Annotated in this window: 22 protein-coding genes; 2 read left to right on the plus strand and 20 right to left on the minus strand. The window is 67.0% G+C overall.

Features of this window, described 5'->3' with window-relative positions:
• Positions 1 to 67: 67 nt before the first annotated feature.
• From G342_RS0108225 to G342_RS0108235, 3 genes are read right to left on the minus strand one after another with little or no spacing between them, the layout of a single operon-like run.
• A complete protein-coding gene (locus G342_RS0108225) occupies positions 68 to 304 on the minus strand; it encodes a DUF4170 domain-containing protein (RefSeq protein ID WP_018182648.1) in 237 nt (78 codons plus the stop codon).
• Positions 305 to 341: 37 nt separating this feature from the next.
• Positions 342 to 1157: a 3'(2'),5'-bisphosphate nucleotidase CysQ gene (locus G342_RS0108230; RefSeq protein WP_018182649.1), complete on the minus strand. Its 816-nt coding sequence runs from the start codon at positions 1155 to 1157 to the stop codon at positions 342 to 344.
• A gap of 4 nt (positions 1158 to 1161) precedes the next feature.
• Entirely contained in the window at positions 1162 to 2505 is a 1344-nt protein-coding gene (locus G342_RS0108235; protein ID WP_018182650.1) for a TldD/PmbA family protein, read from the minus strand.
• A gap of 175 nt (positions 2506 to 2680) precedes the next feature.
• Between G342_RS0108235 and G342_RS0108240 the strand changes: the two genes are divergently transcribed.
• The gene (locus G342_RS0108240) at positions 2681 to 4504 is read left to right on the plus strand and encodes a monovalent cation:proton antiporter-2 (CPA2) family protein (RefSeq protein ID WP_018182651.1); all 1824 of its coding nucleotides are present in this window, start codon (positions 2681 to 2683) and stop codon (positions 4502 to 4504) included.
• Between the two features lie 243 nt (positions 4505 to 4747).
• Here the strand turns inward: G342_RS0108240 and G342_RS0108245 are convergent, their stop codons facing one another.
• The 4 genes from G342_RS0108245 to G342_RS23605 form a co-directional block, all read right to left on the minus strand.
• Entirely contained in the window at positions 4748 to 6052 is a 1305-nt protein-coding gene (locus tag G342_RS0108245; RefSeq protein ID WP_018182652.1) for a M16 family metallopeptidase, read from the minus strand.
• A gap of 19 nt (positions 6053 to 6071) precedes the next feature.
• Positions 6072 to 7517 carry a M16 family metallopeptidase gene (locus G342_RS0108250; RefSeq protein WP_018182653.1) on the minus strand — a complete coding sequence of 482 codons (1446 nt, stop codon included), beginning with the start codon at positions 7515 to 7517 and terminating at the stop codon, positions 6072 to 6074.
• A gap of 82 nt (positions 7518 to 7599) precedes the next feature.
• A complete protein-coding gene (gene rsmD / locus G342_RS0108255; protein ID WP_018182654.1) occupies positions 7600 to 8157 on the minus strand; it encodes a 16S rRNA (guanine(966)-N(2))-methyltransferase RsmD in 558 nt (185 codons plus the stop codon).
• Positions 8138 to 9778 carry a pseudouridine synthase gene (locus G342_RS23605; protein WP_018182655.1) on the minus strand — a complete coding sequence of 547 codons (1641 nt, stop codon included), beginning with the start codon at positions 9776 to 9778 and terminating at the stop codon, positions 8138 to 8140. Before G342_RS23605 ends, rsmD begins: the two co-directional genes overlap by 20 nt.
• A 116-nt stretch (positions 9779 to 9894) precedes the next feature.
• Here G342_RS23605 and G342_RS0108265 point away from each other — a divergent pair, with 116 nt between their 5' ends.
• On the plus strand, positions 9895 to 10347 hold the full coding sequence (locus G342_RS0108265) for a nucleoside deaminase (protein ID WP_018182656.1): 453 nt from the start codon (positions 9895 to 9897) through the stop codon (positions 10345 to 10347).
• A gap of 11 nt (positions 10348 to 10358) precedes the next feature.
• On the opposite strand, the gene G342_RS0108270 is transcribed toward G342_RS0108265, so the two are convergent.
• From G342_RS0108270 to G342_RS0108330, 13 genes are all read right to left on the minus strand, one after another.
• Positions 10359 to 10664 (minus strand): ribbon-helix-helix domain-containing protein, encoded by a 306-nt coding sequence (locus G342_RS0108270; protein WP_018182657.1) that lies wholly within the window; start codon positions 10662 to 10664, stop codon positions 10359 to 10361.
• Between the two features lie 34 nt (positions 10665 to 10698).
• Positions 10699 to 11280 (minus strand): DJ-1/PfpI family protein, encoded by a 582-nt coding sequence (locus tag G342_RS0108275; RefSeq protein WP_018182658.1) that lies wholly within the window; start codon positions 11278 to 11280, stop codon positions 10699 to 10701.
• A gap of 124 nt (positions 11281 to 11404) precedes the next feature.
• Entirely contained in the window at positions 11405 to 11665 is a 261-nt protein-coding gene (locus tag G342_RS0108280; RefSeq protein ID WP_018182659.1) for a BrnA antitoxin family protein, read from the minus strand.
• A complete protein-coding gene (locus G342_RS0108285) occupies positions 11649 to 11951 on the minus strand; it encodes a BrnT family toxin (RefSeq protein ID WP_018182660.1) in 303 nt (100 codons plus the stop codon). Before G342_RS0108285 ends, G342_RS0108280 begins: the two co-directional genes overlap by 17 nt.
• Positions 11952 to 12087: 136 nt before the next feature.
• Positions 12088 to 13728 (minus strand): chaperonin GroEL, encoded by a 1641-nt coding sequence (gene groL, locus G342_RS0108290; protein WP_026304249.1) that lies wholly within the window; start codon positions 13726 to 13728, stop codon positions 12088 to 12090.
• A gap of 68 nt (positions 13729 to 13796) precedes the next feature.
• Positions 13797 to 14105: a co-chaperone GroES gene (groES, locus tag G342_RS0108295; protein ID WP_018182662.1), complete on the minus strand. Its 309-nt coding sequence runs from the start codon at positions 14103 to 14105 to the stop codon at positions 13797 to 13799.
• Positions 14106 to 14289: 184 nt separating this feature from the next.
• On the minus strand, positions 14290 to 14931 hold the full coding sequence (locus G342_RS0108300; protein ID WP_018182663.1) for a lysophospholipid acyltransferase family protein: 642 nt from the start codon (positions 14929 to 14931) through the stop codon (positions 14290 to 14292).
• A gap of 7 nt (positions 14932 to 14938) precedes the next feature.
• Complete coding sequence (locus G342_RS0108305; protein WP_018182664.1) at positions 14939 to 15916, minus strand: phosphatidate cytidylyltransferase; 978 nt, start codon at positions 15914 to 15916, stop codon at positions 14939 to 14941.
• 2 nt (positions 15917 to 15918) lie between these two features.
• Entirely contained in the window at positions 15919 to 16530 is a 612-nt protein-coding gene (locus G342_RS0108310) for a CDP-alcohol phosphatidyltransferase family protein (RefSeq protein WP_018182665.1), read from the minus strand.
• Positions 16531 to 16647: 117 nt separating this feature from the next.
• Positions 16648 to 17232, minus strand: coding sequence for a hypothetical protein (locus G342_RS0108315; protein ID WP_040878488.1), 585 nt, complete (start codon positions 17230 to 17232; stop codon positions 16648 to 16650).
• A gap of 123 nt (positions 17233 to 17355) precedes the next feature.
• Positions 17356 to 18801: a sigma-54-dependent transcriptional regulator gene (locus tag G342_RS0108320; RefSeq protein WP_018182667.1), complete on the minus strand. Its 1446-nt coding sequence runs from the start codon at positions 18799 to 18801 to the stop codon at positions 17356 to 17358.
• 116 nt (positions 18802 to 18917) lie between these two features.
• Positions 18918 to 20666: a hypothetical protein gene (locus G342_RS0108325; RefSeq protein ID WP_018182668.1), complete on the minus strand. Its 1749-nt coding sequence runs from the start codon at positions 20664 to 20666 to the stop codon at positions 18918 to 18920.
• A 12-nt stretch (positions 20667 to 20678) separates the two neighbouring features.
• Positions 20679 to 22454 (minus strand): tetratricopeptide repeat protein, encoded by a 1776-nt coding sequence (locus G342_RS0108330; protein WP_018182669.1) that lies wholly within the window; start codon positions 22452 to 22454, stop codon positions 20679 to 20681.
• Between the last annotated feature and the right edge of the window lie 272 nt (positions 22455 to 22726).

The following is a 22726-nucleotide window of genomic DNA, read 5'->3' on the forward strand; positions in this document are numbered from 1 at the left end:
TTCCGGCCGCCGCGACCGCGACGGTATTAATATCCGCCCCGGGCGCCATGGCGCGAAGGCGGTGTGCTCAGCCCGTCGTCGCGTCGGGATCGAGCAGCCTGTGCAGATGCACGATGAAATAGCGCGTCTGCGCGTTGTCGACCGAACCCTGCGCCGCCTGCTTCCAGGCGTCATAGGCGGTCTTGTAGTTCGGATAGATGCCGACGACGTCGAGCTTCGACAGATCGGCGAACTCCGTCGACCCGACCGAGCTCAGCTCACCACCAAACACCAGATGCAGAAGCTGCTTGTCCGTACCAGGCATGTGTCGACGTCTCCTTGTCCAAACCGGTGCCGCGCGTCTAGGACGCAGTAGATCCCAAGGCGCCTCGTCCGGCCTCGGCTTCCGCGATGATGGTCTCGGCCGCCGAAGCAAGCGCGGGCGTCGAGGCGATCAGGGCCGGATGGCGCGGTTCCGCGCCATTGAATCGGAGCCGCGCGCCCTCAAGATCGCGCAGCGTACCGCCTGCTTCGTGCACCAAAAGGTCCACTGCCGCAAGATCCCAATCATAGGCGCCCGGCCGTGCCGTCGCGACATCGACGCGGCCGGCAGAGACCAGCGCGAAACGGTAGGCGAGCGAGGGGGTGAAGCGGCGCTCGGTCGCATCCATGCCGCGCGCGGACATGGCCCGAAGGTGCCGCGCCGGCCCGGCGATGCGGGCACCTTCCATCCTGTTCCTGCCGCTGACGGCGAGTCGCGCGCCGTTCAGCCGCGCTCCCTGGCCCACGACGCCCTCGAACAACTCGGCCCTCACCGGGGCGAATAGGGCCGCCGCCGCCGGCGTATCCGCCTCGACGATCGCGACCGAGACGCACCAGTCGGGATGCCCATCGATGAAGCCGCGCGTGCCGTCGATCGGGTCGACGACGAAGACGCGGCGGCGTCCAAGCCGGTCCGGCGTGTCGGCGGTCTCCTCGGATAGCCAGCCATAGTCGGGCCGCGCCGCCATCAGCGTCGTGCGCAGATAGTGGTCGGCGGCGAGATCGGCCTCGCTGACCGGCGAACTGGCGCCCTTGATCCACACCTTCGGGTCGCGCTTGAAATAGCCAAGCGCGATCCGCCCGGCTTCCTGGGCGGCCTCGACGATCAGCTCCAGATCGGCGGTCCTGTCTAGCACTCGCTCAGCGTCCGGCAATCATCATGCCCTCGATCGCCACGGTCGGCGCATTGAAGGCGTAGCGATATTCGAGATCGCTGGCGGCGGTCAGGCGACGGAACATGTCGCGCATGTTGCCGGCGATGGTGATCTCGCTCACCGCTTCCGCCAGCTTGCCGCCGGTGATGCGATAGCCGCTGGCGCCGCGGCTGTAATCGCCCGTCACGCCATTGGCGCCATGGCCGATCAGCTCCGTGACATAGAGCCCCTCGCCGATATCGGCGATCAGCCCCTCCGGCGATTGCGCGCCCGGCAGCAGCGTCAGATTGGTGGCGCTCGGATGCGGATTGCTGCCGCCGCCGACGGCGCGCCCGTTCGTCTCCAGGCCGAGCTCGCGCGCCGTGGCGCTGTCGAGGAACCAGCGCTGCAGCACGCCGTCAGTGATCAGGTCGAACGGCGCCGAGGCAACGCCTTCGCCATCGAAGGGCCGCGAGGCGAGGCCGCGAATGCGGTGCGGATCGTCTGTGATGCGGATGCCGGGGGCGAAGATAGCTTCGCCGAGCGCCTTCTGCAGGAAGCTGGTCTTGCGGGCGATGGCGGCGCCATTGACAGCGCTGGAGAGATGACCGAGCAAGCTGACGGCGACGCGCGGGTCGTAGACGACGGTGGCGTTGCCGGTCGGCATCTGGGTCGGGTTCAGGCGGCGAACGGCGCGCTCGGCCGCCTTGCGGCCGATCTCGGCCGGATCCGGCAGATCGGCGGCATGGATCTTGGAGGCGCTGTCATAGTCGCGCTCCATGCCGGTGCCCTCGCCGGCGATGGCGGTGGCCGACACGCTGTGGCGCGAGCCGAGATAGGAACCGGTGAAGCCGTGCGATGTCACCAGCACGGCGCCGGCGAGCGACCAGCCGGCCGAGGTGCCGCCGGACTTCGAGACGCCGGGCACGGCCAGCGCGGCACCTTCGGCGCGCGTCGCGCGCTCGATCAGCGCCTCCACGGAGGGGATCTCCGAATCAAGCAGATCCAGCTCCGGAAACGAACGGGCGAGCCGGTCGGCCGGCGCGAGACCTGCGAAACGATCCTCCGGCGCCACCCGCGCCATGGCGACGGCACGCTCGGCCAGTTCGTCAGCGGGCGACAACCCGTTGGTCGAAACGCTGGCGTGGCGATTGCCGATGAACACGCGCAACGCCAGTTCATCGCCCTCCGAGCGCCCGGTTTCCTCGACGGCGCCGTTGCGGATATCGACCGAAAGGCCGATCCGGCGGAAAGCGACGGCATCGGCGGCGTCGGCGCCAGCCCGCTTCGCGGCCTCGACGAGCTTGGCTGCGGTATCGACGAGGCGGGACTGATCTGGCAGGGCGGTCATGGTACTTCTCCGTTCCCCCTTGTGTAGGGATCGCAAGGGCTAGCGACAACCCCGGCGACAATCCGGCGCGGCTGGCACAGCCGCCGATGCGCGCTTGCTAAGTGCCGGTCTTGGCCCCATCGTGGGGTCTTGGCCCCATCGTGGCGGCATCCTTCCATCCAGACAGCGAGGCCGCATGGCGGTCGATACCCAGGGAACCGATCTCGTCCAGCTGGTGGCGTTGCTCGGCGCCGCCGTCATCGCCGTACCGATCTCGAAGCGGCTGGGGCTCGGCACCGTGCTCGGCTATCTCGCCGCCGGTCTCGTCATCGGCCCCTACGGATTGCGGCTCTTCACCGACCCGCAATCAATCCTGCATGTCGCCGAGCTCGGCGTGGTGCTGTTCCTCTTCATCATTGGCCTCGAGATGCGGCCGTCGCGGCTGTGGAGCCTGCGCGGCGAGATCTTCGGCCTCGGCCTGGCGCAGGTGGTCGGCTGCAGCGCGCTGCTGACCGGGCTCGGCGTCGTCGCCGGCTTCCCGCCCGCCGTCGCCTTCATCGCCGGCATGGGCTTTGTCCTGTCCTCGACCGCCATCGTCATGCAGATCCTGGAGGAGCGCGGCGACACCGCGACGCCGGCCGGCCAGCGCGTCATCTCGATCCTGCTGCTCGAAGACCTCGCCATCGTGCCGATGCTGGCGATCGTGGCCCTGCTTGGCTCACATGGATCGGCCGAGCCGGACCAGTCGAGCTGGCAGTCTATCGCCATCGCGCTCGGCTCGCTCGCCGCCCTGATCGCCGCCGGCCGCTGGCTGCTCAACCCGATGTTCCGCATCCTCGCCAATGTGCAGGCGCGCGAGGTGATGACGGCGGCGGCGCTGCTCGTCGTGCTCGGCGCGGCGCTCGCCATGCAGATCGGCGGCCTGTCGATGGCGATGGGCGCCTTCCTCGCCGGCGTTCTGCTGTCGGAATCGAGTTTCCGCCACCAGCTTGAGGCGGATATCGAGCCGTTCCGCGGCATCCTGCTCGGCCTGTTCTTTTTGAGCGTCGGCATGTCGCTCGATCTCGGCGTGATCGCGCGCGACTGGCGCATCATCGTCTTCGGCGTCATCGCCTACATGGCTCTGAAGGCGCTCGGCATCTACGTCATCGCCCGCCTGCTCAAGGCCGATCACGCCGAGGCGCTCACCCGCGCGGCGCTGCTGGCGCAGGGCGGCGAGTTTGCCTTCGTCCTCTACGCCGCCGCCAACAGCGCCGGCATCTTCACGGCCGACATCAACGCCATGCTGACGGCGACCGTCATCATCTCGATGGCGCTCACCCCGCTCGGCGTCCTGGCGCTGAAATGGGTGCTGCCGCCGCCGAAGCCGGAAGAGCTGGACGAGGATTTCGACGGCGCCGGCGGCCGTGTGCTGATGATCGGCTTCGGCCGCTTCGGCCAGATCTCGGCGCAGTTCCTGCTCGCCGAGGGCGTCGACGTGACGGCGATCGATTCCGACGCCGAGATGATCCGCGCCGCCTCGCGTTTCGGCTTCAAGGTCTATTTCGGCGATGGAACGCGCCTGGACGTGCTGCGCGCCGCCGGCATCGAGCGCTCGCAGATCGTCGCCATCTGCACCAATGTGCCGGAGGTGACGGACAAGATCGTCGAGCTGATCCAGTCGGAATTTCCGTTCGTGCAGCTCTATGTCCGTTCGTTCGACCGGCGCCATACGCTCCGGCTGCTCAACAAGGGCGTGAATTACCAGATCCGCGAGACGCTGGAATCCGCCTTCGCCTTCGGCGGCGCGGCGCTGGCGGGGCTCGGCGTCGACGACGAGCGCATCGCCACGATCGAGAGCAACCTGCGGGCCCGCGACGCCGACCGGCTGGCGACCCAGCAGGCGGGCGGCATGCTGACGGCCGGTCGCGATCTCGTCGTGCCGCCGACCGTCCAGCCGGAACCGCTCACGGTGCCGAAGCGCGAGGCGAAGTCGCTCAACAAGGAAGCCGCCTCGGCGACATCCGACCGGGAGAATTGAGGGCCGAGGCCGTCCGCTCCGTGATCCCCGCGAAGGCGGGGAACCAGGCAGCCGAGAAACAGGGAATTGGTGCACAACTCCCGGAAGCGCGGCTGTGGAAGGATGGATCCCGGGTCAAGCCTGGATGACGGCGGAGCGAGTGGACGCGCAAGAACGTCCAGGAGGCGTCAACGCCTTCCCCAAAACGCAACGGGGCGCGGCCTTGCGGTCGCGTCCCGAAATCATGACGTCGGATATCGCCGATCAGCTCTCGTGCGGGCCGACGCGAACCACCAGGTCGGTGCCGGTGCTGAACATCTTCTGCGACGCCTGCTTGACGTCCTCGAGCGTCACCGCCTCGACCAGCGCATTGCGCTTCTCGACATAGTCGATGCCGAGATCTTCCAGCGCGATGCCGAGCAGCTGCCGGGCGATTTTGGAGGAGGAATCGAAGCGCAGCGCGTAGGAGCCGGTCAGGAAGCTCTTCGCCTTGGCGAGTTCGTCGGCGGTCGGACCATCCTTGGCGAGGCGGGCCATCTCGCTCTTGATCAGATCGACGGTCTCGCCGGCGCGGTCGGCGCGCGTCGCCGTGCTGCCGACGATGACGGCCGAATGGCGCGACGGCATCAGCATGGTGCCGACCGAATAGGCGAGGCCCCGACGCTCGCGGACCTCCTCATAGAGGCGCGAGGAGAAGGTGCCGCCGCCCAGGATGTGATTAGCGACGAAGGAGGCCATGAACTCCGGCGCGGCGCGGCTGGGACCCGGGCCGCCGAAGCGGATCACGGTCTGCGGGTTCGGCATGTCGATGTCGATATTGCCCGCCTTCGGCGCGACATTGGCGATCGCGACCAGATCGGCCTTGGCCGGCAGCGGTCCGAACACCTGGTCGAGCATCGCCTCGACGCCCTTGGCATTGATCGCACCGACGACGACGACCTTCAGATTGTCGCGGGCGAAGGTCTTGTCGCGATAGGCGCGCAGGTCATCGGCGGTGATCGCCGCGACGCTCTCGAGCGTGCCCTCGCCCGGCTGGCCATAGGGGTGACCGGGATAGGCTGCGGCGCGCATCGCGTCGCCGGCGACCGATTCCGGCTGCTTCTTCGCTTCGTTGATGCCGATCGTGATCTGCGAGCGGACGCGCTCCAGCGGCTCGGTATCGAAGCGGGGCTTCTGCACCGAGAGTGCCAGCAGATTGAAGGCCTCGTCCTTGTTCTCTTCCAGCGTCTTCAGCGTGCCGAAGAACTCGTCCCGGCCGGCGTCGAAGGAGAGGCTGATCGAGAGGTCATCGAGCTTGGCCTGGAAGGCCTTGCTGTCCATGTCGCCGGCGCCCTCGTCGAGCAGGCCGGAAAGCATGTTGGCGATGCCGGGCTTCGTCATCGGATCCTGCGCCGAACCGCCGGAAAAGGCGAAGTTCACCGCGATGATCGGAACCGCGTAGTCCTCGACCAGCCAGGCTTCGACGCCGCCCGGGCTGACGACGCGCTGGATTTCCATCGCCTGGCTCGCCGGGACGAGCAGGATGAGACCCAGGAAGGCGAGGCCGAACCGCGCCAGCAGATTTGCCATCGTGTTTATCCTCTGACGATCAGCTGCGGCCATCGGCCGTTGCTGGCAAAAGGGAGCCCGTGACCGAACGGCGCTTGTCGAGATATTTGTTGGCGACCCTGGCGACGTCGGCGAGCGTGACGGCGTCGATGCGGCGAGCCCAATCCTGCACGTCCTCGAGCGACTGACCGTTGATCATGGCCGAACCGAAGATGCGGGCGAGCATCGCCTGGTTGTCCTGGCTGTAGATCGTCGCGGCGCGGGTCCGCTTCTTGGCCAGCGCCAGTTCCTCTTCGGTGATGCCATGCTCGCGCACTTCGGCGAGGACCGCTTCGACCGCAGCACTCACCTTGTCGAGCGCGACATCGCCACGCGGCGTCGCGTAGAAGCCGAGGCGGCCATAGTCGAGGCCGTCACCGGAGAAATACGCACCGGCGCCGCTGGCGAGAGCCTGCTCGACGACGAGGCTGCGATAGAGACGGCTGGTGGCGCCGCTACCGATGACGTCGGCCAGGATATCCAGCGCCTCGGCCTCACCCGGCTGGGCGGAGATGTAGGACGGCGCCAGGTAGATCTGGGTCCAGGACGGCTGGCTCACCCGCTGGTCGCGCAGCACGACGCTGCGCTCGGTCAGCGGATCGGGCTCCTTCGGGCGGTTGCGCGGCGCTGGCTCGGCGCGACGCGGCAGCTTGCCATAGGTCTCCTCGGCGAGCTTCTTCACCTCGTCCGCCGTGATGTCGCCGGCGACAACCAGGATCGCGTTGTTCGGCGTGTAGTAGCGTTCGTACTGGGCGACGGCGTCCTCGCGCGTCAGCTCGGCCATCTCATGCGCCCAGCCGATGATCGGCACGCCATAGGGGTGGTTCTGGAACAGGGCGGCACCCATCGCCTCGGAAAGCTGCGCGCCCGGATTGTTGTCCGTGCGCATCCGCCGCTCTTCGAGGATGACGTCGCGCTCGGGCAGCACGACCGGATCGGTCAGCTGCAGCCCCTGCATGCGATCGGCCTCATAGCCCATCACCATGCCGAGCTGGTCCTTGGCGACCGTCTGGTAATAGGCCGTCGCATCGGCGGAGGTGAAGGCGTTCTCGACGCCGCCGACCTCGGAAACCTTAGCCGAGAATTCACCGGCCGGATGGTTCTTCGTGCCCTTGAACATCAGATGCTCGAGGAAATGCGCGATGCCCGACTTGCCCGGCGGATCATCCGCCGCGCCGATCTTGTACCACATCATGTGGGTGACGATCGGGGCGCGATGATCCGGGATCACCACGACGTCGAGGCCGTTGGCGAGCTGGAAGGTGCTGGCGTCCGGCGCGATGCGCGGCAGCTTGCTGTCTTCGGGCTTGCTGGTCTCGATCGGCGCCGGCGGCGCTGTCTTCTCTACGGCGAAAGCCGGGGCTGCCATGCCGATGCTGACGGCGATGAACAGGGCGGCTGGTCCGCGCTTCCGCGCAGCCAGAGTCGTATGGGAGATAGAGGCCATTCACCCTCGATTTGGTCGGCGTGCCACTCGAGGGTCGACGTTATGCAGCAGTTGCGGCTAGATTGCGACAATATTGTCGCAATCAAACATTAAACTTTAGAAAGACAAGCTGACTGTCGCCGGCCTGCCGGATTTCCAGGCGTTCAAGGCCCGGGATTTCCTCGATCTGCGCCTTGGCTTCCTCCTCGAGCACGACCAGCGCGCCGGGCGCCAGCCAGCCGCCTTCGACCGCCGATCGCAGCGCCTGCTCGCCGAGGCCGCGGCCATAGGGCGGATCGGCGAAGACGAGCTGGAACGGATCGACCGTGCCGGCGGGGCCGAGCTTGGTCGCGTCGCGGCGCAACAGCTTGGTGCGGCCCGTCAGCCCCAGCGCCTCGATATTGTCGCGGATCAGGCCGCGCGCCTCGACGCCTTCCTCGACGAAGATGGCATAGCGGGCGCCGCGCGACACGGCCTCGAGGCCGAGCGCGCCAGTGCCGGCGAAGAGATCGAGCACGCGCGCGTCGACGACGACGTCGTCATAGCCATGCGCGAGCACGTTGAAGAGGCTTTCACGCAGCCGATCGGCCGTCGGCCGGATCGTCTGCGTGCGCGGTGCCGCGAGCGCGCGGCCACGAAACTCACCGGCGACGATCCGCACCCGATCCACCTGACCTGCCTGAACCACCACCCGAGCCCGAAGGCCTACTACCGCCACCCGAAGGCCTGCCACCGCCACCTGACGGCTTGCCGCCGCCCGAAGGCCGGCCGCCAGCGCCCGAAGGCTTGCCGCCCGGACGACCGCCGCCCGGCCTGCCGCCGCGATGCTTGTCGCCATCCGGATTGCGGCCCGTCACCGGGCGCTTGTCGAACGAATGACCCGTCTTGGGGCCGCCCTTGCCGCCGCCGCTCTTGACGAGGCCGCCGCGCGGACCGCGCGCCGGCCGGCTGTCGCCATCCGGATTGCGGCCCGTCACCGGGCGCGCCGCGCGCAGACCACCCTCGAAACGGCGGCCGTCCTGGAAGTCGCGACGATCGCCTTCACCGCCACCCTCGCCGCGTCCCCTGCCCCGGGCAGCGCCGCGGTGCGAGGTTCTCGACGGCGCGCCACCCTCGGCCGGACGCTCGTCACGGTCTCGGCGCGCGTCACTGCGCGGGGCGGAACGGCCACGGCGCTCGCCAGCGCCGAATTCGGCCTGCTTGGCGTCGTCGCCATGGCGCGAACGGCCGGCGGGACGACCCTCGGCCGGACGCTCGTCGCGGCCACGGCGACCTTCGCCACGCGGCTCCGCGCCCGGACGGCCGCCACGGCGTCCGCCGGCTTCCGCTTCCTCGACCCGTTCCGACACGATGCGCGATGGACGCTCGCCGGTTGGCTTGACCTGGGCGAGCGGCTTGATCGGGCCCCGGGAGATGGTCCGGCCGCCGGCCTTGCGCGTCTTGCGGCGCGCAGCTTCCTCTTCCTCGCGCAGCGGCGCATCGAAATCGGCGCCGGAATCACGGGCAAGCTTCTCGCCGAGCTGGTCGCGCAGGACGCGGCCCTTGATCTCGACGGCCTCGCCCTCGGCGAGGTCGCCGAGCTGGAACGGACCATAGGAAATGCGGATCAGGCGATTGACGTCGAGGCCGATGCTCGACAGCACCTTCTTCACTTCGCGGTTCTTGCCCTCGCGCAGGCCGATCGTCGCCCAGATGTTGGAACCCTGGATGCGATCCAGCGTGCCCTCGATGGCGCCGTACATGACGCCGTCGATCTCGACGCCGTCCTTCAGCTTGTCGAGATCCGGCTGCAGGATGTCACCCCAGGCGCGGACGCGGTAGCGCCGCATCCAGCCGGTCGAAGGCAGCTCCAGGACGCGTGCCAGACCACCGTCATTGGTCAGCAGCAGCAGTCCCTCGGTGTTGATGTCGAGGCGGCCGATGGCGATGACGCGCGGCAGATGCGCCGGCAGCGCCTCGAACACGGTCGGACGCCCCTCAGGGTCGTGCGCGGTTGTCACCAGGCCCTTCGGCTTGTGGTAGAGCCACAGCCTCGTCCGCTCCTTGCTGGGCAGCGGTTCGTCGTCGACCGTCACACGGTCGTGCGGCCCGACATTCACGGCGGGGCTGGTCAGGACGCGGCCATTGATGGCGACACGACCTTCTTCAATCAAACGTTCAGCGTCCCGGCGCGAGCACAGCCCGGCGCGCGCCAAAACCTTGGCGATGCGGGCGTCCTGTGCGTCGTCCTGCGCATCGTCTTGCGCGGAGCTGACCTTCGTGCGTTTCTGCGGCGGCTTCATCTATCCATCCTTGAAACGGTTCCTTAGAGCATTTTGCAGCCGGGTGGATACCGCTAGATGCAAACTAAATGCGACAAGTCGACATTGGCAGAGCGAAACAGACGATACGAGCGGGAATGAGCGGCGCTACCAACCCTTTCATGAGCGCCGCGCTGGAGCAGGCGCGCCAGGCGGCGGCGCGTGGCGAGGTGCCGATCGGCGCCGTGATCGTGCGCGACGGCGTCATCCTCGCCGCCGACGGCAACCGCACGCTGGAGCTCAATGATCCGACCGCCCATGCCGAGACGCTGGCGATCCGCACGGCCTGCGCCGCGCTCGAATCGCAGCGCCTGCCGGATTGCGATCTCTACGTGACGCTGGAGCCCTGCCCGATGTGTGCGGCGGCGATCTCGTTCGCCCGTATCCGTCGGCTCTATTACGGCGCCCCCGACCCGAAGGGCGGTGCGGTGGAGAGCGGCGTCCGCTTCTACAGCCAGCCGACCTGCCATCACGCGCCCGAGGTCTATGAGGGCATCGCCGCGACGACGGCGGCGGACATGCTGCGGGAATTCTTCCGCGAGCGGCGCTAGGGGCGGCCGGCTCAGGCGGCCGAGGTCTCTCGCATCCGGGGCATCTCGTTCCCTTGCGGCCGCGCCTCGGCATGCCTGGAGCAGATGACCCGGAGCAGCGAGGCGAAATTGCCGATCTCGCCGCGGAGCTGGACCACCTCGTCATAGAGCGTCGACAGGAAGCGCGCCGTCGGCATGGACTGGCTGGCGGCGATCTCGTCCAATTGCGACCAGAACATCGCCTCGAGACGGATGCTGGTGACGACGCCGGCAACGCGGACAGACCGCGTCACCGGCGCAAACAGGGCTGGATCCGTTGAAGCGAAGATATGACACATGGCGCACCTCCCCCGGGAACGCGCGCCGGCGTCATCAGCCATGGCTGATCTTGGTGCCGAGGCGCGCGAGAAACTGGGCCATCCACGCCGGATGGGCAGGCCAGGCCGGCGCGGTGACGAAGATATCGTCGGTGATCGCGTCATGGATGGCAATATCCGCGTAGGTGCCGCCGGCCAGGCGAACCTCCGGCGCGCAGGCCGGATAGGCGGAAATGGTGCGGCCTCGGATGACATCGGCGGCCGCCAGCACCTGGGCGCCATGGCAGACGGCGGCGATCGGCTTGCCGGCGGCGACGAACGCCTTGACCAGGGCGATCACGCCGTCGTCGAGACGCAGATATTCCGGCGCCCGGCCGCCCGGAATGACGAGGGCGTCGTAGTCTCCCTCCTTCACCGAGGCGAAGTCGGTGGTCAGCGCGAAATTGTGGCCGCGCTTCTCGGAATAGGTCTGGTCGCCTTCGAAATCATGGATCGCGGTCGCGACCTTGCCGTTGGCGGGCTTGCCGGGACAGGCGGCGTCGACGTGGTGACCGACTGCCGCGAGCAGCTGGAACGGCACCATGACTTCGTAGTCTTCGACATAGTCACCGACGATGAAAATGATCTTCTTGGCCATAGACGGGTCTCCTCCACGCATTCTCAGGCGTCCCGACCGTAGCCGGTCGCCAAGACGAACGGGTAACACCCCCATACTACCAGACGTGCCCACGCGTCGGATCGGCCGGCCCCCCTGAAGCCGCTCAACCGGCCTTTTCGGCCAGCCAGGTCTTGATCAGCGACTGATAGGGCACATCGCGCTTGTTGGCCTCCACCTTGATCCGGTCCAGCAGGCTCACCGGCAGGCGCAGCGAGATCGACGTCGTGCTCGGCTTCAGGTTGGGCAACACAACGCGCTCGGCCTTGCCCCAGTCGATATAGTCGGTCGTGTCGTGGCTTTCCCAGAAGGCGCGCTCCTCGGCCTCGTCCTTGAAGGGCGGAATGGGTTCAAGCTTCTTGCTCATAGCGCCTCCTTTCCCGCTCGCTCATGTCGCGGGCAGAGATGATACGGATCAAAGTGTCGTCCGCCCGCAAGGTGAAACTGACGTGCAGTCGCCGCCCGGCATTGGTGCTGCCCAAGGCATGCAGCCGGATCTCCAGGCGGCTGTGGGCAGCATCGTCCACGACGAGCAGCGGCTGATTGAAGAACACCTCTTCCGACTCGGCCGCCGACACGCCGTGCTTGTCAGCGCTTTTCGTCAGATTTCCCGGATCCCAGTCGAAGCCGACAATGCGGGCGAAATCGATCATCCACGTATATTACCATCATATACGCAGACTGGCATCTTCCATGGGCGGACCTCCGCCCGCGGCCCTGAACACGCCCCGGAACGAAAAAGGGCGCGGCTTGCGCCGCGCCCCTCCGTAGACTTGAGGACAGGACTTCTTAGAAGTCCATGCCGCCCATGCCGCCGCCCGGAGGCATAGCGGGCATGCCGCCGTCCTTCTTGGGCTTGTCGGCGATCAGCGCCTCGGTCGTGACGATCAGCGAGGACACGGAAGCCGCGTCCTGCAGAGCCGTACGGACGACCTTGGTCGGATCGATGATGCCGGCAGCGACGAGATCGACGTAGGTCTCCGACTGTGCGTCGAAGCCGAAGGTGTCACCCTTGCCTTCGAGAACCTTCGACACGACGATCGAACCCTCGACGCCGGAATTCTCGGCGATCTGGCGGATCGGTGCCTCAAGGGCGCGAAGCACGATCTTGATGCCGGCAGTGATGTCGGCATTGTCGGACTTCAGCTTCTCGACAGCCTTCTTGGCGCGCAGCAGAGCCGTGCCGCCGCCCGGGACGATGCCTTCTTCGACAGCAGCGCGGGTTGCGTTCAGCGCGTCGTCGACGCGGTCCTTGCGCTCCTTGACTTCGACTTCCGTCGCGCCGCCGACGCGGATGACCGCGACGCCGCCAGCGAGCTTGGCGAGACGCTCCTGGAGCTTCTCCTTGTCGTAGTCCGACGTCGTCTCTTCGATCTGAGCCTTGATCTGGTTGACGCGGGCTTCGATCTCTTTCTTCTTGCCGGAGCCGTCAACGATGGTCGTGTTCTCCTTGGAGATCGTGACCTTCTTGGCGCGGCCGAGCTGAGCGAGCGTGACGTTCTCGAGCTTGATGCCGAGATCTTCCGAGATCACCTGGCCAGCCGTCAGGACAGCGATGTCCTCGAGCATGGCCTTGCGGCGATCGCCGAAGCCCGGAGCCTTGACGGCTGCGACCTTGAGGCCACCACGGAGCTTGTTGACGACGAGCGTGGCCAGAGCCTCGCCTTCGACGTCTTCCGAGATGATCAGCAGCGGCTTGCCCGACTGGACGACGGCTTCCAGGACCGGAAGGATCGCCTGCAGGTTGCCGAGCTTCTTCTCGTGCAGGAGGATGTAGGGGTCGTCGAGCTCAGCCACCATCTTCTCAGCGTTGGTGACGAAGTACGGCGACAGGTATCCGCGGTCGAACTGCATGCCTTCGACGACTTCGAGCTCGGTCTCGGCGGTCTTGGCTTCCTCGACGGTGATGACACCCTCGTTGCCGACCTTCTGCATCGCCGAAGCGATCATCTGGCCGATTTCCTTCTCGCCATTGGCGGAGATAGTGCCGACCTGAGCGACTTCCTCGGAAGTCTTGATCTTCTTCGAGCGAGCGACGAGATCCTTGACGGCTTCCGCAACGGCCATGTCGATGCCGCGCTTCAGGTCCATCGGGTTCATGCCAGCGGCAACGAACTTGGCGCCTTCCTTGACGATCGCCTGAGCGAGAACCGTCGCGGTGGTGGTGCCGTCGCCAGCCTTGTCGTTGGTCTTGGAAGCGACTTCACGAACCAGCTGCGCGCCGAGGTTCTCGAAACGATCCTCGAGCTCGATCTCCTTGGCGACGGAGACGCCGTCCTTGGTGATACGGGGAGCGCCGAACGACTTCTCGATGACGACGTTGCGGCCCTTCGGGCCGAGCGTCACCTTGACAGCGTTGGCAAGAATGTCGACGCCGCGCAGCATCTTTTCACGCGCGTCGGCGGAGAACTTTACTTCTTTAGCAGCCATTGAATGAGCTCCTTAGAGGTTGTGGCAGGCAATCGGAAAACGCGTCGAGGGCGGAACGCCCCGCGCGCTTACTTGCCCTTGCCGGCCTTGCCGTCGATAACGCCGAGGATGTCCGACTCCTTCATGATGAGGAGTTCTTCACCGTCGATCTTGACTTCGGTGCCCGACCACTTGCCGAACAGGATGCGGTCGCCAGCCTTGACGTCGAGAGCGACCAGCTTGCCAGCCTCGTCACGAGCGCCGGGGCCGACAGCGACGACTTCGCCTTCCTGCGGCTTTTCCTTGACGGTGTCGGGGATGATGATGCCGCCGGCAGTCTTCTCTTCCGACGCAACGCGGCGGACGACGACGCGGTCATGCAGAGGACGGAATGCCATGTTTGTTCTCTCCTCGCGTGCAGGGCGACCCGCTTCGGATCGCCCGCTAATGATGGCGCATTAGCACTCACCAAGGGCGAGTGCTAGCAGCAGGGTGGATCTAGGAGGCGGGGGGAGGATTGTCAAGGAGACGGCATCGGCGCCGTCATCGCTTTTTTGGTCGACGACCGAAAGGGGTGTCCCCTTACGCCCATTCGGAGCTGGGCGTCTCGCGGCCGAGCGCATCGACCGTCTGTTCGAGACGCTGCATGAAGCCCTCGCCCGCGCCGGTCATCGGTTGGCCGATCACCACGTCGCAGAAGAATGGGACCGGAAGATGGTCGCCCTTCGGCAGCACCTTGCCGAAGCCGCGCAGAAAGACCGGCAAGACCGCGATCTCCGGCCGCCGCCGGGCGATATGGCCGACGCCGCGCTTGAACGCCTGGCGCATCTCGGGCTCGCCGCGCGAGCCCTCGGGAAAGATGATCAGGATGTCACCGGCATCGAGGGCGGCGAGCGCCTGAGCCAGCGGATCGACGCCGCCCCGGCCCGTCACGCGCTCGATCGGAAGGATGCCGATCAGATCGACGGCGAGCCATTTCAGCCAGCGATTCCTCAGGAAATAGTCGGCAGCGGCGACGGCCCGCACCTTCCTGAGCTTGGCGAGCGGAAACAGCGACATCAGCGCCAGCGTGTCGAGATGGCTGTTGTGATTGGCCGCGATGATCACCGGCCCGTCCTTGGGCAGGCGCTCGCGATGGCGCACGGAGAGCCCGATCGCGACCAGCAGGAACGGCCGGACGAGGAGCGCGAAAAAGAGCAGGCGAAGCACGTCGCGAGAGGTCATGCGCGTCTCAGAAATAGAAGTAGCGGACGGCGTGGAAGAAGAACGGCGCGGTGAAGACCAGGCTGTCGATGCGGTCGAGGATGCCGCCATGCCCGGGCAGGATCGTGCCGGTGTCCTTGATGCCGAGGTCGCGCTTCACCGCCGACATGACGATGTCGCCGAAGAAGCCGGCGGTCGCCAGCAGCACGCCGATCGCGGCGGCCTGCGGCAGGCCGATCGGCGTCAGCAGCGGTGCCAGCGCCATGGAGAGCAGCGTCGTCGCGATCAGGCCGCCGACAAAACCCTCGACGGTCTTGTTGGGCGACACCTTGGGCGTGATCTTGCGCCTGCCGAAGCGGCGGCCGGCGAGGAACTGGGCGACGTCGTTGAACTCGGTCGCGATCAACAAAAAGATCAGCAGCCCCGGACCCATGCCGGAGGGAGCGCCGGGCGGCGGCAGGACGAGCAGATAGGCGGCGTGTCCGATCGAGAAGACCGTGATCATCAGCCCCCAGTGCAGCGTGCCGGCGGCCTTCAGGAAGCCCTGCGTCTCGCCGCGCAGCACCATGGCAGCCGGCAGGATCAGGAACATGTAGACGGGGACGAAGATGACGAACATGCCGTACCAGCCGATGCCGATCCAATAGTACTGGATCGGCACGGCGAGATAGGCGACGAGCAGCACCACCCGGTCCGCCTTCCGGGTCGGGATGATCGTCAGATATTCCTTGAGCGCCAGGTAGCTGACGAAGCCGAGCAGCACGATCATCGCCGTGGGCCCAAGCGCCAGCGCGCCGACCAGCAGCGCCACCATCACCCACCAGCTGCCGATGCGGGCGCGAAGCTCGCGATGCTTTTCGATCGCCTTCGGATCCTCGCCGGAGGGCTCCGGCCGCGACCAGACGAGGGCCGTGGCGACGGCGAGGCCGAGCACGACCAGCGCCAGGGTCACGATGTTCGCGCCGGTCCAGCCAAACAGGGTGAAGGAAAAGATCGACCCGTCCATGATCAGTTCCCCGCCAGGGCGCGCCGGGCGCGGTTGAACGAGGTCCAGATCGCGAGCGCTGTCAGGAGCAGCACGGCGCCGTCGATCCAGCCGCCGCCGGGTACGCCGACGGCGATCAGGAAGGCGATCAGGCCGATGGCGGCGGCGCGATCGGACTTGCCCATCGGGCCATCATAGCGGCGCCCTCCCCCGATCGTCTGGCCGAGCACGCCGACGAACTCGGTCAGGATCGCCGCGACGACGAAGAGAACGATCGGCCAGCCATGCGCGCCGAACGGCGCCAAGGCCGGCACCAGCGCCAGGTAGAGCGCGGCATCGGAAACGACATCGCCGGCCTCGTTCAGAATGGCGCCAAGCCGGCTCTGCTGGTTGTGCTCGCGGGCGATCATGCCGTCTACGGCGTTGAGGGCCATCCGCAGGAACAGCACCAGCGGCAGGAGCAGCAGGCTGAGGCGGCATCCGGCCAGCCCCCAGAGCGCCAGCCCGGTCGCGACGCTGGCGACCATGGCGGCCAGCGTTACCTGGTTGGCGGTGACGCCCCTGGTTACCAGGAGGCTAACAAGCGGGCGCAACAAGGCCTGGAAGCGCGGCTTCAATTCATAGACGGAGATCATGCAGGGCGCCGAAACCGATCGAGGGAGGACTTCCGTCCGACACGTCCCTCATGCGACGGACCAGGTGGCGGAGCTATGATGACGGACACACAGGCCGCCATCATAGCAAGACCTTTGTCAGCCCGAGATGGAGAAGGGCAGTTCGACCGGGGCCGAGCGGCCCGTCGCCTCGTCCGTGACGGTGAGGACCAGCACATAATCGCCCGCCTTCAACGCCGGCAGCTGGAAGCCGACCGAGATCTGGAACTCGCGATTCTTGTTGCGGCCGATCTTCTCGAGCCGCGCCGGCGCCGACGATTTCGTCAGGATCTGGCCGCCCGCATTGCGGATCTCGATCTCGGAGGCGAAGGCGATCTTGTAGCCGCCATCAACCTCGGCCCAGCCGAAGCCCTGCGGTTCGACATAGATCTGCAGCGTGCTGGACGGCGCGAAGTTCGAACCGGCATGGGCGGTAAAGTCGCCAAAACCCTTCACGTCGTCGACGAAACGCGCATTGCGGAGCGTCAACGGCACCGCCTTCCAGAAAGCCTCGATCGCGCTATCGAGGGCGGCCTGCGCTTCGGCGGTCTTGCCGGCCTGCAGCAGCGTCTCCGCCTCCGCGGCCTTGTCGGCGACTTCCCCCGCCCCAGCCGTCCCCGTAACAGCGAAAAGCAACGCGCCCGCCACTGCAATCCCGGAAATCCGGGATGCCCAGTCCTTCATGACTTTCCCCTCGTATCGGACGCAGCCAGCGCCCGTGCAACTGCATTTCGGGCGAACATGCCGTTCCCCCGCGTCGTGCGCAAGAGCTTCAACAGATGACGATTAATTCGGCTCGCCAACGGCTTATGCCGTCCGACGATCCAGCCAGGCCTGCCGCTTCCGATAAATGGTCGAAGGACTGATCTCGAGAGCTGCGGCGGCGCGGGCGATATTGCCGCCATGCGCCTCGATGGCACTCTCGATGATGGTGCGTTCCTGCTCCCAGAACGGCGCGACCGCCGCGGACAAGGCGCGGCTGACCGCCGTCCATTCCGTCGTGCGCGCCGGGACGCCATTGCGGATCGGCGGCGGCAGCATCGCGACCGTCACCTCGCTGCCCTGGTGCAGCACGACCATGCGCCGGATCGCGTTCTGCAGTTCACGCACATTGCCCGGCCAGGGATGTTGCTTGAGAAGGGCAGCCGCGGGCGGCTCAAAACCGCGGAAGCCCCGCATTTCCTCGGCCGCATAGCGCGACAGGAAGGCGGAGGCCAGCGGCAGGATGTCCTCGGGACGCTCGCGCAGCGGCGGCAGCTGGATCGGCAGCACATGCAGCCGATAGAACAGGTCCTCGCGGAAGCGCCCGGCCGCGATCTCAGTGACGGGATCGCGATGGGTGGCGCAGACGATGCGGACATCGACCCGCCGCGTCGCGACGTCACCGACCCGCTGCACCACGCCGCTCTGGATGAAGCGCAGCAGCTTGGCCTGCAGGGCGAGGTCCATTTCGCCGATTTCGTCGAGAAACAATGTCCCGCCATCGGCCAGTTCCGCGGCGCCCTGGCGTGTCTCGGTCGCGCCGGTGAAGGCGCCGCGCACATGGCCGAAGATCTCGCTTTCCATGAGATCCTTGGGAATCGCGCTGCAATTGATGGCAATGAAGGGACGGCCGGCGCGGCCCGAGCGGGTATGGATGGCCTCGGCGCAGAGCTCCTTGCCGGTGCCGCTCTCGCCGGTGACGAAGACCGGCGCGCGCGACGGCGCGATGCGGCTGATCTGGTCATAGACCAGCGCCATCGCCGACGATCGGCCGATGAACCCTTCGAAGTCCTCGCGCGCCAGCGTCGGCCCGGATACCGGCACGGGCACCTCGAGCGGCGCGGCGTCGGATGACGGACGATCGGCCGCGCCGGGCTTGGCGACCGACCATTGCGCGATGGCCGCCTCCAACCTGTCGAGCAGCGCCGCCGCCCCGAACGGCTTCGGCAGGAAATCCACGGCGCCAGCGCGCATGGCAGCGACGGCGGCGTGTACCGAACCCCGTGCGCTCATGGCGATGATCGAGGACGCATTGCCGGAGAGGCTGCCCAACTCGTCGACGCCGCCCACGGTCTCCAGATCGGCGACGATGATCGACTGAGTACGGTCGGCGAGGCATTCGATCGCCTCGGCCTTGGTCGCGAAAGCCATCGGCACGAAACGCACTCCGGCCTCCGCCGCCAGATGCGCGGAAACGGTGCGCCGCTGAACCGGATCGGCATCAACGATCAGAACCTGAACGGGCTCTCGCGAGCCACCACCGAATCCCATGCCTGGAAGACCCCTCTTCCGCCGCGAAACATCCGCCGCGACAGCCGAACAATCTCAGAACAGGGTAAACAAAGCGTTCAGAAACGCGCCGCATCCCACCAAGATCACTGCGCTATTCACTTCTGAAGTCCCGCCGCCCGACTGGCCGCGACCAATTTGTCGACCAGCTCGGCATTGGGAATGATCCGCCCAAGCGCCAGGGCCGGGTCGTCGACCAGTTCGGGGACGTGTTCGCGGATATTGGCGAGCGCCTTCGCCCGTGCGTCCGGCGTCCCATCGGCGCCGCCGGCGATCAGAGCCAGCGTGGCGGCCAGCGGATGCCCCGGCAGGCTGACCCGCCGGATCAGCGACCGCATGGCCGGTTCATTGCCCGACTGGAAGGCGGCCAGCGCCAAATAGAGATCGTACCAGGGCGGATAGGCCGTGTTGTGGGCCGCCGCCTCTTCGATCAGCCGGGCGCCCAGCAAGTAGAGCCCGGCGACGATCAGGACCTGTCCCTGCGAAGCGCGGACATCGGTATCGAGCGGGTTCAGCAACATCGCCCGTTTGCCGGTCTCGATGGCGCGGTCGATCTGACCGGTGGCGAAATAGGCATATTGCAGGGCCTGCTGGGCCCGCGCGCTCGTCGGTGCCAGCTGGACCGCCATGGCCGAGGCCTTGACGCCACTGTCGACGGCGGAGCTATGCGGACGCACGTTGAAGCCGAGCCCCTCCTCGTCGAGATAGATGAAGGTCAGCATGGCATAGGCCAGCGCATAGGTCGGATAGCGGCGCGTCAGCGCCTCCAGACAGCTGCGCACATCGGCATGTGTCGCGACCGTAAAATCGCGCCAGTAGTTGAACGACTGGATGAGGCAAGGAAAGCCGTCATCCGGACGGTCCGTCCGCGCCAGCCGGTCCGACATGACGACGCCATAGGGCTGGGCGATGGCGACGGCGACATCCCCCACCAGTTCGTCGATGGTCGACGAAGGCAGGATGGGATTGCGCGGCACGGTGATCTGCGACGACCAGATCACCCGGCCCGAAACACGGTCCGTCAAGAGGGTCGCGGCGGAGATCCCGTCCTGGCCTTCTGCCAGGGTGCCGCTCACCACATAGTCGGCATCGCCGTCCAGACGGGTTACCACCGTCACCTCGTCGAAGCGCGAGATTGCCGTCGCCATCTTCGTGGCGAACTGGCTGCCGGTGATGCCGGTCGCCATGTCGTCGGCAACCGCGAACGGCACCACGTGGATGCGGGGCGCCATCGGCTTGAGAGCCGGCTGCACGGCGGCGGGTTCGGACTTCGACACCGCCGTCGATCCCGCCTCGCTGCGCCGCATGCCCTCATAGTTGCGAACGACGAACACACCCAGCGCACCGAGCAACAGGATCAAGACCAGAGCGCCCGCGGCCCAGACACGCCAGCGCCGTGCAGCGCGACCGTCCTGCGGGGCGGAAGCGCTTACCGCCTCGTCGGGACGGGGGGCGGGCTCCGCCGCGAGAAGCGGCTCCACCTCCACGCGCTCGAAGCGCGGCACATAACTGCCGCGCGGAATGGTGATCCGGAGCGAGGCTTGAGCCCCCTCGCCCTGGTAGTACGCCTCCAGCGCCTTGCGCAGCCGGCCCGCCTCGACCCGGACGATGGGATCCGCCGAAGGATCGAAGGTCTCCGGCCGCCCGAGCGCTTCGGTGGCGATGCTGTAGGCCTTGATCCTGTCGGCTTCGCCGGCGAGCGCCTTCTCGACGACATAGGCGAGGAACAGGCTCAGTTGCCTGGACGCGGAGAAGGCCGAGGACGCCTGGATTGCCGACAGGGCGGCGCGAATGTCCTCCGCCCCCGGATCGGCGGGCACGACATCGCTCACGGCATCGTGGTTCATCGAGCCACCATGTCAGCTGCCCACTCCAGCCTTCCGCAAGGCGGCTTCGAGGCGCTGCGTGAATGGTGACGGGGGGAACTGCCGGCGAAGCGCCGCCGGCATGTCATCGGCGAACAGCGGCATGAGGGCGTAGAGCGCCGCCTTGGCTTCATCCCGCGCCGCATGCTGATCACTGGAATCATACGCCAGGACGCGGGCCATGGCGCCATAGGGCAGATGTGGAACATCGGCGACGACGGCGCTTCGCAACGGGTTCGGCTGCGTGCCCTTGCCGAAATGCGCCAGGTAATCGAGGGAATCGTAGAAGCCCACATGCGCCGGATCGATCTGGCGCGCGATCACCGATTGGGCGAGAGCCTGGTCCTGATAGCCCGAAGCGATCAGGGCCAGGACGTATTGCGAGCGCGACAGCGGATCGAGCGGATTGGCCGTGATCGCGCGCAGCGCCATGGTCTTGGCCGCGTCGAGATCGTCCTTGCCCAGCGCGGCGGCAGCGACCGCCGTCATGGCGCGCACATTGGCGGGTTCGAGCTGCAGCGCGCGACGCGCCAAGCTGTCGGCCTCGACCAGCGATGCCTGCGCCGCGCTCTCGGCCGGGTTCAGGCGATAGCCCTCGATCAGAAGCAGGGCGAGCGACGCCGTCGCGGTGGCGAAATTGGGATAGCGCGCGATCGACTCGCGCAGGCAGACTTCCAGCTTCTTCCAGTTGCCGTCCTCGAGACGATGGTGCTGCAATTGCGCATTGATCAGGCAGTCGTAGTCGGCCAGGGCCTGGACGCCTTCGCTGTCCTCGCCGCTCGCCAGGTGCTGGGCGATGGCGCCGAATTGGGGCGCAATGGCGGTGGTCGCGATCTCCACGACCCGCTCGAAGCCGGCATTGGACGTCAGCTCTTCCGGCTTCAGCGCGACATTGGCGCTCCAGATGACGTCCGCGGTATCGGCGACGGAGAGGCGCATCGCGACGGTGTTCGCGGCGTCGCCGAGGGTGACCTCGCCATCGACCCGAAAATCGGCCGCATCGCCGCCATTCGCCAGCACCCGCAATTCGGGGAAGCCGGCGAGCGCCACGGTGAGCATCGACGCCAGCTCCGTTCCCCGTTCCGCCGCCTTGCCGGCGGCATGCATGGTGAAGGGACTGACCTCGACGCTGGGCAGGTAGGGCTGGCCGGCCTGCGGCGCGGCTGTGAGCACGGCGGCCTGCGCCGTCTCGACGACGACCGGTTTCGCGGCGGGTTTCGGATCCAGCCGGCTGAGGGCGCCATAACCGGCGACGGCGATCGAAACCAGCGCGACGGCGGCGATCAGGATCGCCAGCCGGCCGCTTCGCCAAGACGAGCGTGCGACCAGCTCTGGAGCCGGGCGATGACCAGGCCGGACATCCCGTCGATCCGGCGGCGGCAAGGCCGGCGCGACCACGCGCTCGATGCGCGGCACATAGGAGCCGCGTCCGACGACGATCCGGACCGCGTCCCCGGCGCCACTCCCCATGTAGTAGGCGACCAGCGTGCGCCGCAGGCGATTGGCCTCGACGCGAACGATCGGGTCACGCTGGGAATCGAACCCGACCGGCCGCCCGAGGACCGCCGTGCCGATGTTCTGCCCCTTCAGGAGATGATCCTCGCCGGCGAGATGCGCCTCGACGATATAGGCGAGAAAGGCGCAAAGCTGGGGCGAGGCGACGAATTCGGGGCTCGTCAGCAGCTTGTCCAGGACGGCGCGCACTTCGGATGGCGGAACGGCCGATTCGGTCGCAGGTACGGTTCCGTCGGCCGTGGGCATGTAGTTCAAGGCCCTGGCTCTTCGATTTTGGCGCCAAGGGTGGTAGCCGCGGTCGGGCCACGCATCGGCGCAACCCCGGCGATATCAGCCGGGAGCGGCCTCTGTCTCGAACTGGCCATCACGTCCCCCCAGCCAGCCCTCGTGTGATCGAAGGATGGCCGGTCATCAGGCCACGCCAAGCAGCGTGCCGACCAAAGATCCGAAGGTGCAGGCATCCAGACATCACAATCAGAAGATGAAAAACGAGACACCAGACTGAGACACCAATAAAATCATAAACT

Origin of the sequence: Kaistia granuli DSM 23481, assembly GCF_000380505.1 — a bacterium.
Classification (GTDB): domain Bacteria; phylum Pseudomonadota; class Alphaproteobacteria; order Rhizobiales; family Kaistiaceae; genus Kaistia; species Kaistia granuli.